This is a genomic window from Saccharopolyspora antimicrobica, from assembly GCF_003635025.1.
Classification (GTDB): domain Bacteria; phylum Actinomycetota; class Actinomycetes; order Mycobacteriales; family Pseudonocardiaceae; genus Saccharopolyspora; species Saccharopolyspora antimicrobica.
Map to the genome: position 1 here is coordinate 2893274 of NZ_RBXX01000002.1, position 11095 is coordinate 2904368.

The following is an 11095-nucleotide window of genomic DNA, read 5'->3' on the forward strand; positions in this document are numbered from 1 at the left end:
GCAGAATTTCCGGGCATGCGCGCCGACCGCCTGCTGTCCCTGCTCCTGCTGCTGCAGAACCGCGGCCGGATGACCGCGACCGAGCTGGCCGCCGAGCTGGAGGTGTCGGTCCGGACGGTCTACCGCGACGTCGAAGCCCTCGGCGCGGCGGGCGTGCCGGTCTGCGCCGACCGCGGTCCCGACGGCGGCTACCGCCTGCTGGACGGCTACCGCACCCGCCTCACCGGGCTCACCGATGCCGAAGCCGGCTCCCTGTTCCTGTCCGGCGCGCCCGGCCCGGCCCAGGACCTCGGACTCGGCGCGGTGCTGGCCACCGCGCAGCTGAAGGTGCAGGCCGCGCTGCCCGCCGAGCTGGCCGAGCGGGCCCGCCGCATCCAGGACCGCTTCCACCTCGACGCGCCGGGGTGGTTCCGGGACGCCGACGAAGTGCCGCACCTGTCCGAGATCGCCCGCGCGGTCTGGGAACAACGCGTGCTGCACGCGCACTACCGCCGCTGGAACGGCGAGGTGCACCGCGAGCTCCACCCGCTGGGCATCGTGCTGAAGGGCGGCATCTGGTACCTGGTGGCCCGCGCCGGTGAAGCCGTCCGCACCTACCGCATCGCGCGCTTCCTCGACGTGCGGATCGGGCCCGGGACGTTCGACCGTCCAACGGGTTTCGACCTCGCCGCGAGCTGGGCGGAATCCGCCCGCCGGATGGAGGCGTCGATGGTGCGCGGAACCGCCAGGCTGCGGATCTCCCCGGTCGCACAACGCCTCCTGCCCGCGCAGTTCGGCGCGAAGGGCACTCGAGCGCTGGCCGAATCCGGCCCGCCGGACGAGCGCGGCTGGGTGGAGGTCGACCTGCCGGTCGAGAGGACCAGCGTCGCCGTCCACGACGTGCTCCGCCTCGGCGCGGAAGCCGAAGTGCTCGCACCGCACGAGCTCCGCGCTGCCGTCGCGGAAACCGTCGCGGCCCTCGCGGCCCGCTACGCCTGAGCGCGGGCCTCGATCAGCACCGCGATGCCGTCGAGGACGCGCTGCAGGCCCAGCTCGAACGTCTCCGACGCGGCGGGATTCCCGCCGGAGGTCAGCGCGTGCGCGAGGTGCGGGTAGGCGTCGAAGTCCACCAGCCGCTCCAGGGCTTGGTCCCGCTTGGCCAGCCAGGAGGAATCCTTGTGCCGGTCCTGCTTGTTCGACGCGGTGCCCCGGACGTAGTTGTCCAGCGTCTCGATGACCGCGACCTTCTCCTGCTCCGACAACCCGGTGCCGGCCAGCACCCGCAGCGTCGAGTCGTACCAGGCGAACGCGTTCGGCCCCGGCAGCACCGGCTCGGAGGCGACCGCGGGCACCCACGGGTGCCGGTGGAACATCGCCCAGTCCTCGGTGGCCCACGCCTCGAACTTCGCGCGCCAGTCGCCGGGCAGCTCGTGCGGCAGGCTGGTGCGGCCGATCACCTGGTCGAGCATCATCGCGATCAGGTCGGGCCGCCCCGGCACGTAGGTGTAGAGCGACGCGGTGCCCACCCCGAGCTCCGCCGCGACGCGGCGCATCGTCAGCGCGGCGACGCCTTCCCGGTCGGCGAGGTCGATCGCGGCCTGCACGATGCGGTCCACGTCCAGGCCGGGGCGCGGGCCGCGCTTCGGGCGGTCCCGGACGCCCCACAGCAGCGCGAGGGTGCGGGACGGATCCGGCTCGGTTTCTTCACTGGGCATGTTGCGCCCAGCCTATAACTCCGAATACCGTTCGGATAACTCCGAACATCGGTCGGAGTTGAATCCCTGGGGAGACCGATGCCGACCAGCACCCGCGGTCCCGTGACGACCGCCGAACGCGCCTTAGCCCCCGACCTCGCCCGCGGCCTGATGCTGCTGCTCATCGTGCTGTCCAACGCGGCGTTCTTCCTGTGGAGCGCCGACTACGACGGCCAGTACCCGGCGCCCACCGGCCCGGCCGACAGCGCCGTGCAGTTCCTGCAGATCCTGGTCCTCGACGTGCGGGTCTACCCGCTGTTCGCGTTCCTCTTCGGCTACGGCATGACGCAGCTGTACCGCCGCCAGATCGCCGCAGGCGCGAGCGAGCGCGACGCCACCGCGCTGCTGCGCCGCCGCAGCGGCTGGCTGCTCGTCTTCGGCTTCGCGCACGCCGCGCTCCTGCTGCCCTCCGACGTGCTCGGCTCCTACGGCGTGATCAGCTTCTTCCTCGGCTGGCTGTTCCTCCGCCGCACCGACAAGACCCTGCTCACCTGGAGCGCGGTCGGAACGACCCTGCTCGCACTGCTGCTGATCAGCGGAGTCGTCCTCGCGATCAGCACTTCGGGCGCGCCCGCTGAGTCCGCCCCGTCGTCTGCCGCGATAAGCGGAACAGGCGAGGAGAACTACCTCCTCGCAGCGGTCATGCGACTCGCCATGTGGACCGTGCTGGTCCTCCTGAACACCTTCGGGATCACCGCCCCGGTGGCCATGCTGCTCGGGATCTGGGCCGCCCGGCGGCGCATCCTCGAAGAACCGCACCGGCACCTGCCGCTGCTTCGCCGCATCGCGATCACCGGCATCGCCCTCGGTTGGCTCGGCAGCCTGCCCGCCGCGCTGGACCGGATCGACGTGCTGCCACCGGTGAACGAGCTCGCGCTGATGGGGATGCAGTGGCCGACCGGACTCGCAGGCGGCATCGGCTACGTCGCGCTCTTCGGCCTGCTGGCCAGCCGGATCTCACCCAAGGCCGTGGTGGCGATCAGCGCCGTCGGCAAGCGCTCGCTGTCCAGCTACCTGACGCACTCACTGCTGCTCGGACCCGTACTGGCGGCCTGGGGGCTCGGCCTCGGCGCGCACCTGACCAGCGCCACGATGGCCGCCTACGCCGTCGGCGCCTGGCTGGTCACGGTTGCCGCGGCGCACTGGCTGGAACGCCGCGGGATTCGCGGTCCGGCAGAGACCGCCCTCCGCCGACTGGTCTATCGTCGTCCACAGTAGACCGGGCGGCCAGGAACGCGACGAACAGCCCGACCAGCAGCGCGGCCCGGCCCCACACCCCGATCATCAACGCCTGCGCGGTGAAACCGTCGTGGATGCCGCTGGCCTCGCCCATCATGTTCAGGTACAGCCAGCGGAAGATGCTGATCCCCATCGCCACGTCGGCCACCAGGTACGCCGCGATCCAGCCCCAGCGCACCCGCACCAGCACGAAGAACGGCAGCAACCACAACGTGTACTGCGGCGAATGCACCTTGTGCAGCAGCAGGAACCCGCACAGCATCGCCGCCGACACCGGCACCCACGGATACGTCCCGGACCGCTCGTACCGCAACCAGCCCACCGCGCAGGCGACCGCGAACGACAGCAGCATCAGCAGCGGCGAGACCACGCCCATCGCCGACTGGAAGTCCGCCGAATCCGTCCAGTGCCGGAAACCCCAGTACCAGATCGAATTCGTGCTGAGGTCCACCTGCCGCCGCGACTGGAACTCGAACGACGCCGCCCACCCGCCGAACCCGGCGATCACGAACGGCAGGTTCACCAGCACCGCGGTGGCCACCGAAGCCCCCACGACCTGCAACGCCCCGCGCACGTCCAAGCGCTCCCGGCCGCTGGTCAGCACGTACAGCGCCAACGGCAGCACGAACAACGCCGGGTAGATCTTCAGCGCGAACCCGAGACCCAGCACCACCGCGGCCACCGTCGCGCGACGCCGCAACGGCGCCGACGTCCACCGGTGCACCACGAACACCGCCGCGACCGCGCACGCCACGACCGGCAGGTCCCAGTTGTGGAACGCATAAAGCACCAACGGCGGGGACAACGCCCACAACAGCGCGCGCCACCCGCTCAACCGGCCCAGCCACCACGCGGTCGCGAGCCCGAACGGAGCCATCAGCAACGCCGACGCCGCCAGGAAACCGGCATCGGTGTCGACGAAGAACGCCCCCGCCCACATCAGCAACCCGGACAGCACCGGGTACTCGACCACCCCGCCGTAGAGCGAACCGTCCGGCTCGATCCCGCCGTGCACGTACGGGAACACGTGCCGGTCGATGTCCCGGCCGACCCACAGGTTCTGGATGTCGGAGTAGCAGACGTCGCCGTAAGCCCGCTCCTGGTACGCAGGCCCCGACCGGCCCCACTCGTCGAACTCCGGGCCCGTGCACCGCGCCTTGTTCGCATAACCCAGGGCCAGCGACAGCGCCGTCAGCACGCACAGCGCCACCAAGCCGGAGATCGTCAGGCCGCGAGCCGTCCTGCTGATGCCGATCCCTCCACCCGATCGATACCGGGGTGAAGGGCACCTCTCAGCGAGCAAGCCGCCCAGAGGTGCCCTTCACCCCGAAAAATCACTGCACCTTGCCGCGCAGGAAGGCGATGTCGTCGGCCTGGCCCTCGTCCGGGGTCTCCACCACCACCGGCGCACCCGCGCTCGCGCAGACCGCCACCAGCAGATCCGGGTCGATGGTGCCCGCGCCGATGTTGGCGTGCCGGTCCCGCGAGGAGTCGAACTCGTCCCGCGAGTCGTTCAGGTGCACCAGATCGATCCGCCCGGTGATCGCCTTCACCCGATCGACGATGTTCAGCAGCTCCTCGCCCGCCGCGTGCGCGTGGCAGGTGTCCAGGCAGAACCCGGCGCCGAACTCGCCGACGGCGTCCCACAACCGCGCCAGCGCGTCGAACTTCCGCGCCATCGCGTTGGCCCCGCCCGCGGTGTTCTCGATCAGCACCGGGACGTCGAAACCGCCGTCCGCGGCCTGCCGCTCGAACAGCTTGCGCCAGTTCGCCACGCCCTCGGCCGGCTCGTCGTCCTTGGTCACGTGCCCGCCGTGCACGATCAGCCCCCGCGCACCGACCTCGGCCGCCGCCTTCGCCTGCTGGCCGACCGCCTTGCGCGACGGGATCCGGATCCGGTTGTTCAACGACGCCACGTTGATCACGTACGGCGCGTGGATGAACACGTCCAGCTCGCTGGCGCGCAACTGCTCGGCCTGCGGGTGCGGCTTCGGGGCCTTCCAGCCCTGCGGGTCGGACAGGAAGAACTGCACGACCTCCGCACCGCGCTCGGCGGCGGCGGTCAGCGGGTCGTCATCTCGGACGTGGGCGCCGATACGCATGCCCGGAGTCTAGGCGGCCGCCCGACACCGCTCGCGCCCACCGAATCCCACGAGGTGGAAACCGGACCGGACCGTCACCAATGGCGGTGTTCAACCGTTGTACATATCTGAGAGGTTCTCGTTTGAGAGAGTGATCACCGAATCGCGCATCCTGGGGAGGCGAGCCATGGGAGCACGGGGGCGACCCAACCCGTTGATCAACCCGCAGGTCCGCGGCCGGGCCCTGTCGGCCGGACTCGTCGGCCTCGTGCTGACCGCGAGCACCTTCCTCGGTGCCGGCACCGCGCAGGCCGTCGACCCGCTGGTCGTCGACAGCCCGCTGGCGATCGTCAAGGCCGTGCCCGGCCAGCAGGTGACCGTCAAGCCGAGCACGCTGGACTTCAAGGTCCGCGAAGCCGTGCTGCTGGCCATGCCGCTGGCGTTCAGCCGCGCCAAGGAAGCAGGCGACCGCTTCGCCGCGCTGAGCCCGATCCCGCTCGGCACCGCCCCCGAGGGCCGCACCTTCTACTCCGGCAAGAAGATCGCCGAGGCCGCCGCGCCCCGGCTCGCCGAGATCGGCCTGCCGGAGGACAAGGTCGACGCGGTGCGCTGGCACTTCATCAACCTCGTCAGCATCGGCAACGCGGTGACGGTGAACGCCGAAGCGCCCGAGGAGGAACCGCCGCCGCCACCGCCGCCCACGCAGCAGCCGCCCCCGCCACCGCCGCCGGCCCCCGCGCCCGGCACGCCCGCGCCGCCGGAGCCCAGCCCCGCGCTGCTCCCGCCGGACCCGACGACGTTCGTCCCGCAGCCGGGCGGAGCGCCGACCGCGATGAGCCTCTTACCGCCCGAGCTGCGCGGCTCGTCGCTGACCTGGGCGCAGGGCCACTACGGCCAGGCGCCCGGGATGACGCCCAACATCGGTGACCTGGTCAAGCAGACCGAGGAGCGGAAGGCGCGCGAGCAGCAGGACGAGGTGCTGGCCGCGGGCAAGGCCGAAGCCCTGCCCACCGAGGTCACCGAGCGGGTGGCGGTCCCGGTCCTCCTCGCCTCCATCGCCCTCGCCGTCGCCACCGCGGCGCTGGTCCGGAGCTGGGTCCTCCGCCGCCAGTAGGACGTTTCCGCAGTTCAGAACCCGTGAGCGGTTCGGGGTGCCAGAGCGCCCCGAACCGCTCACGTGCGTGTGACGGGTGCGCGTCGCCCCGTCCGCCGGGCCGTCGGCGGGCCTTGCTAGCCTTGTCCAGTTCGTCGACGCGAACGACCCTCCTGCCATGGAGAGCCCATGGCCGTGAGCCCACAGGAGGTGAATGGTCTTCATGCGTCATTACGAGCTCATGGTCATCCTGGACCCGAGCCTGGACGAGCGCACCGTCGCTCCGTCCTTGGAGAACTTCCTCAACGTCGTCCGCAACGACGGTGGCACCGTCGAGAAGGTCGATGTCTGGGGCCGCCGTCGGCTGTCCTACGAGATCGAGAAGAACGCCGAGGGCATCTACGTCGTCCTGGACCTCAACAGCGAGCCGGCCACCATCAAGGAACTGGACCGGCAGCTGAACCTCAACGAGTCGATCCTGCGGACCAAGGTCCTGCGCAAGGTCGTCGAGCCCCGCAAGGCCGCGCGTGCCGCCAAGGCCCGTGCCGCCGCTGCTCAGGCCAGCGCCTGATCCGGCCCGAATCGCTAACGACCAGACTGGAGTCCCCAGGTCATGGCTGGTGAAACGGTAATCACGGTGGTCGGCAACCTGACCGCCGATCCGGAGCTGCGCTTCACCCCGTCCGGTGCCGCGGTCGCGAACTTCACGGTCGCGTCCACGCCCCGGACCTTCGACCGCCAGAGCGGCGAGTGGAAGGACGGCGAAGCCCTCTTCCTGCGCTGCAACATCTGGCGGCAGGCAGCGGAGAACGTGGCCGAGTCGCTGACCCGCGGCATGCGGGTGGTCGTGCAGGGCAGGCTGCGCCAGCGCTCCTTCGAGACGAAGGAGGGCGAGAAGCGCACCGTCGTCGAGCTCGAGGTCGACGAGATCGGTCCGTCCCTGCGCTACGCGACCGCCAAGGTGAACAAGGTCAGCCGTGGCGGCAGCGGCTTCAGCGGCGGTGGCGGCCCGGCCGGCCCGCCGGCCGACGACCCGTGGGGTTCCGCACCACCTGCCGGTTCCGGCGGTGGGTTCAGCGACGAGCCGCCGTTCTAAGCGCGGCGACAACGCTCTCGAAGTTTTCGTTCAGGAGGAAGACCGATGGCCAAGGCGCCTGTGCGCAAGCCGAAGAAGAAGGTCTGCGTGTTCTGCAAGGACAAGGCCGCGCAGATCGACTACAAGGACACGACGCTGCTGCGGAAGTACATCTCCGACCGCGGCAAGATCCGTGCCCGTCGCGTGACCGGTAACTGCAGCCAGCACCAGCGCGACGTCGCCATCGCGGTGAAGAACGCCCGCGAGATGGCGCTGCTGCCCTACACCTCGACCGCTCGCTGACCAAGGAAGGAGCCACGTCGTGAAGATCATCCTCACCGCTGACGTCTCCAACCTCGGCGAGTCCGGCGACATCGTCGAGGTCAAGGACGGCTACGCGCGCAACTACCTGCTGCCCAAGGGCCTGGCCATCGTGGCCACCAAGGGTGCGCAGAAGCAGATCGAGACGATCCGCCGCGTCCAGGAGAACCGCCGCGTGCGGAACCTGGAGCACGCGCACGAGCTGAAGCAGCAGCTGCAGAACCTGGGCGGCGTCACGCTGACCGCCAAGGTCTCGCCGCAGGGCAAGCTGTTCGGCTCGATCACCACCGGCGACGTCGTCGCCGCTGTCCGCAAGGCGGGCGGCCCGAACCTGGACAAGCGTTCGGTCAGCCTGCGCGGTCACATCAAGTCGCTCGGCAAGCACGTCGTCGACGTGCAGCTGCACCCGGACGTGGCGGCCAACGTCAGCGTCCAGGTCACCAAGGGCGAGTGACCCGGTAACACCGCTTCAACCCGCAGCATCGTCCACTCCGACCTTCAGGTGAAGGGTGGACGATGCTGCGTCCGGCGCGCGCACCGGCGGTCACGGTGACGACGGAGTTCCACCGATCCCGACACGCCGATCAGCGCGACACGCCCGGACTTTTCCTCGGATTTCTTCCACAGCCTATGCACAGCCTCTGACCAGGGGATTCTTGTCACTTTTGGCGAGTTGTCCCCAAGTTGTCCCCAGCTGTGCGGATGGCTGCTGCGAGTTATCCCCAGCTCGATTCGATCTATCCACAGGTTGTCCCGAGCTTTGTCCACAGCTTGACTTGCCTGCTCCGAGCAGGCGATCTAGCTTCGCGCGCGTGCCCACGCGCCCACCGCGCGCGATGGTCTTGGCGCCGGAGGAGGTGACCGGGTCAGGTGGCGATGCCAGAGGAACCCGAAGACCCCTACTTCGACGATGACGAAGGCGGCGGCAGCGGTGCCGCTCGCACCTTCGAACGGCAGCCTCCGCAGGACCTCGCCGCGGAGCAGTCCGTGCTCGGCGGCATGATGCTGAGCAAGGACGCGATCGCCGACGTCGTCGAGGCGCTCAGCCCCAACGACTTCTACCGCCCGGCCCACCAGTCGATCTACGACTGCATCCTGGACCTCTACGGCCGCGGCGAACCGGCGGACGCGATCACCGTGTCCGCCGAGCTGGAACGCCGCCAGGAGCTGCTCAAGGTCGGCGGCGCCCCCTACCTGCACACGCTGATCGCCACCGTGCCCACGGCGGCGAACGCGGGCTACTACGCGGAGATCGTCGCGGAGAAGGCGATCCTGCGCCGGCTGGTGGAGGCGGGCACCCGCATCGTCCAGCTCGGCTACCACGGCTCCGAAGGCGCGGCGATCGAGGAGATCGTGGACCGCGCCCAGGCGTCGATCTACGACGTCACGGAACGCCGCGCGAGCGAGGACTACCACGCCCTCGAAGAACTCCTCCAGCCGACGATGGACGAGATCGACGCGATCGCGTCCCGAGGCGGCCAGTCCCAGGGCATCCCCACCGGCTTCGCCGACCTCGACGCCCTCACCAACGGCCTCCACGCAGGCCAGATGATCATCGTCGCGGCGCGTCCCGGTGTCGGTAAGGCATTGGCGCTCGACACACCGCTGCCCACCCCGGACGGCTGGACGACCATGGGTGAGGTCGCCGTCGGTGACCACCTGATCGGCGCGGACGGCAAACCGACGAAGGTGGTCGCGGCGACCGAGGTCATGCACGACCGCCCGTGCTATGAAGTCGAGTTCTCCGACGGCACGATCATCACCGCAGACGCCCAGCACCAGTGGCTGACGGACACCCGGGCATCGAGGAAGTCGGCGCAGGCCGCTGCGGCCGGGCACAACCGGACCCGCAACCAGCGAACCTTCGCCGAGGTCCGCACCACGGAGGAGATCGCGGCGACTCTGCGCTGCAACACGGCCGATCGTCGGCTGAACCACTCGGTGAACGCTGCGCGGCCGCTCGAACTCCCAGAGCGAGAGCTGCCCGTCTCTCCCTACGTGTTGGGCGTCTGGCTCGGCGATGGCACCTCGGCCGTGGCTGCGTTCACGAGTGATGATCCCGAGATCGCCATGTACGTGGAGGCCGAGGGCTACCACGCCCCGCGAGTGCGCGATCGCTACTACGGGATCCAGTTCCCTGCGGCTGAGCCGATCGCGGAGCGGAACTGCGTGGTCTGCGGGGCCGCTTTCGTGCCGAAGACCAGCCAAGTTCGGACTTGTGGGCAGAGCTGCGGCGGTAAGGTGCGCTTCATCTCGGACCCGGTGCCTCAGCCGAGTTGTCCGGACTGCGGGAAGCCGACGTGCGGGTTGCGCCAATGCCAGGAATGCCGCAACGAGCACGGCACGGTCCAGGCGTTGTTGCGAACCATGGGTGTGCTGGGGAACAAGCACATCCCGACGGAGTACCTCCGCAGCTCCGAGACACAGCGCCGCGCCCTTCTCGCCGGCCTGCTCGACACGGACGGCACGGTTGCCCCCAGCGGTTCTGTGCAGTTCTCGGTGACCAGCGAACGGCTCGCGCGGGAGACGTACGAGCTGATCGTCAGCCTCGGTTACCGCTGCAGCTTGACGACCAAGCGCGTTCGCGGCCGGACGGAAGCTTCGTCCACGGCGTTCACGCTCACCTTCACGACCCAGGACGAGGTCTTCCGGCTGACTCGCAAGCAGCTGGTCCACAAAGAGCGGAACGCGCGCACTCCGCGAATGGTCGGCACGCGGTACATCACCGACGTGCGACCGGTGGCGAGCGTGCCGGTCCGGTGCGTCGAGGTGGACGCGGCGGATCACCTGTACCTGGCGAGCCGGTCGATGATCCCGACGCACAACTCGACCCTGGGGCTGGACTTCTGCCGGGCTGCTTCGGTGCAGCACGGGTTGGCGACCGTCATCTTCTCGCTGGAGATGGGGCGCACCGAGATCGTCATGCGCATGCTCTCCGCCGAGGCCCGGATCCGGCTCGGCGACATGCGCGGTGGCCGGATGACCGATGACGACTGGACGCGGTTGGCGCGGCGGATGAGCGAGATCAGCGAGGCGCCGATCTTCATCGACGACTCGCCGAACCTCACCATGATGGAGATCCGCGCCAAGGCGCGACGGCTCAAGCAGCGGCACGACATCCAGCTCATCGTCGTGGACTACATGCAGCTGATGACCTCGGGCAAGCGCGTCGAGTCCCGTCAGCAGGAGGTCTCGGAGTTCTCCCGAAACCTCAAGCTGCTGGCCAAGGAGCTCGAAGTCCCGCTGGTCGCGATCTCCCAGCTCAACCGAGGCCCGGAACAGCGAACGGACAAGAAGCCGCAGCTCTCCGACCTCCGTGAGTCCGGCTCCCTGGAGCAGGACGCGGACATGGTGATCCTGATCCACCGCCCGGACGCGTTCGAGCGCGACGACCCGCGCATGGGCGAGGCGGACCTGATACTGGCCAAGCACCGAGCCGGCCCGACGGCGACGATCACCGTCGCGCACCAGCTGCACTACAGCCGCTTCGTCGACATGGCCCAGGAGTAGACCCGGCACTTGTAGGGTCTCATTTTCGGCTGCACTTTCTCGC

At 69.6% G+C, this 11095-nt stretch carries 11 protein-coding genes; 8 read left to right on the forward strand and 3 right to left on the reverse strand.

All coding sequences use genetic code 11. The features are described 5' to 3' along the window. Positions 1 to 15: 15 nt before the first annotated feature. Complete coding sequence (locus ATL45_RS14145; RefSeq protein WP_093151192.1) at positions 16 to 978, forward strand: helix-turn-helix transcriptional regulator; 963 nt, start codon at positions 16 to 18, stop codon at positions 976 to 978. Here the strand turns inward: ATL45_RS14145 and ATL45_RS14150 are convergent. Next, positions 969 to 1694 (reverse strand): TetR/AcrR family transcriptional regulator, encoded by a 726-nt coding sequence (locus ATL45_RS14150; RefSeq protein WP_093151196.1) that lies wholly within the window; start codon positions 1692 to 1694, stop codon positions 969 to 971. The two genes, ATL45_RS14145 and ATL45_RS14150, sit on opposite strands and share 10 nt — an antisense overlap. A gap of 78 nt (positions 1695 to 1772) precedes the next feature. On the opposite strand from ATL45_RS14150, the gene ATL45_RS14155 reads away from it, so the two are divergent. Next, positions 1773 to 2951, forward strand: a complete 1179-nt coding sequence (locus ATL45_RS14155; protein WP_093151199.1) for a DUF418 domain-containing protein — start codon at positions 1773 to 1775, stop codon at positions 2949 to 2951. Here ATL45_RS14155 and ATL45_RS14160 read toward each other — a convergent pair. Further along, positions 2857 to 4182 (reverse strand): glycosyltransferase family 87 protein, encoded by a 1326-nt coding sequence (locus tag ATL45_RS14160; RefSeq protein ID WP_246025827.1) that lies wholly within the window; start codon positions 4180 to 4182, stop codon positions 2857 to 2859. The two genes, ATL45_RS14155 and ATL45_RS14160, sit on opposite strands and share 95 nt — an antisense overlap. A 124-nt stretch (positions 4183 to 4306) precedes the next feature. Then, positions 4307 to 5074 (reverse strand): deoxyribonuclease IV, encoded by a 768-nt coding sequence (locus ATL45_RS14165; protein WP_093151202.1) that lies wholly within the window; start codon positions 5072 to 5074, stop codon positions 4307 to 4309. A gap of 166 nt (positions 5075 to 5240) precedes the next feature. Between ATL45_RS14165 and ATL45_RS14170 the strand changes: the two genes are divergently transcribed. The 6 genes from ATL45_RS14170 (at position 5241) to dnaB (ending at position 11052) form a co-directional block, all read left to right on the forward strand. Next, positions 5241 to 6167: a hypothetical protein gene (locus tag ATL45_RS14170; protein WP_093151206.1), complete on the forward strand. Its 927-nt coding sequence runs from the start codon at positions 5241 to 5243 to the stop codon at positions 6165 to 6167. A 193-nt stretch (positions 6168 to 6360) separates the two neighbouring features. Further along, positions 6361 to 6717, forward strand: coding sequence for a 30S ribosomal protein S6 (rpsF, locus tag ATL45_RS14175; protein ID WP_235863400.1), 357 nt, complete (start codon positions 6361 to 6363; stop codon positions 6715 to 6717). 42 nt (positions 6718 to 6759) lie between these two features. Beyond that, on the forward strand, positions 6760 to 7242 hold the full coding sequence (locus tag ATL45_RS14180) for a single-stranded DNA-binding protein (protein WP_093151210.1): 483 nt from the start codon (positions 6760 to 6762) through the stop codon (positions 7240 to 7242). Between the two features lie 45 nt (positions 7243 to 7287). Then, the gene (gene rpsR / locus ATL45_RS14185) at positions 7288 to 7524 is read left to right on the forward strand and encodes a 30S ribosomal protein S18 (protein ID WP_093151213.1); all 237 of its coding nucleotides are present in this window, start codon (positions 7288 to 7290) and stop codon (positions 7522 to 7524) included. A gap of 19 nt (positions 7525 to 7543) precedes the next feature. Then, positions 7544 to 7996 (forward strand): 50S ribosomal protein L9, encoded by a 453-nt coding sequence (gene rplI, locus ATL45_RS14190; RefSeq protein ID WP_093151215.1) that lies wholly within the window; start codon positions 7544 to 7546, stop codon positions 7994 to 7996. Between the two features lie 422 nt (positions 7997 to 8418). Then, positions 8419 to 11052 carry a replicative DNA helicase gene (gene dnaB / locus ATL45_RS14195; protein ID WP_093151598.1) on the forward strand — a complete coding sequence of 878 codons (2634 nt, stop codon included), beginning with the start codon at positions 8419 to 8421 and terminating at the stop codon, positions 11050 to 11052. Positions 11053 to 11095 lie beyond the last annotated feature (43 nt).

Coding starts and splice junctions, on each gene's coding strand:
- ATL45_RS14145 (WP_093151192.1), top strand. CDS start 16: ATGCGCGCCGACCGCCTGCTGTCCCTGCTCCTGCTGCTGCAGAACCGC.
- ATL45_RS14150 (WP_093151196.1), bottom strand. CDS start 1,694: ATGCCCAGTGAAGAAACCGAGCCGGATCCGTCCCGCACCCTCGCGCTG.
- ATL45_RS14155 (WP_093151199.1), top strand. CDS start 1,773: ATGCCGACCAGCACCCGCGGTCCCGTGACGACCGCCGAACGCGCCTTA.
- ATL45_RS14165 (WP_093151202.1), bottom strand. CDS start 5,074: ATGCGTATCGGCGCCCACGTCCGAGATGACGACCCGCTGACCGCCGCC.
- ATL45_RS14170 (WP_093151206.1), top strand. CDS start 5,241: ATGGGAGCACGGGGGCGACCCAACCCGTTGATCAACCCGCAGGTCCGC.
- rpsF (WP_235863400.1), top strand. CDS start 6,361: ATGGTCTTCATGCGTCATTACGAGCTCATGGTCATCCTGGACCCGAGC.
- ATL45_RS14180 (WP_093151210.1), top strand. CDS start 6,760: ATGGCTGGTGAAACGGTAATCACGGTGGTCGGCAACCTGACCGCCGAT.
- rpsR (WP_093151213.1), top strand. CDS start 7,288: ATGGCCAAGGCGCCTGTGCGCAAGCCGAAGAAGAAGGTCTGCGTGTTC.
- dnaB (WP_093151598.1), top strand. CDS start 8,419: ATGCCAGAGGAACCCGAAGACCCCTACTTCGACGATGACGAAGGCGGC.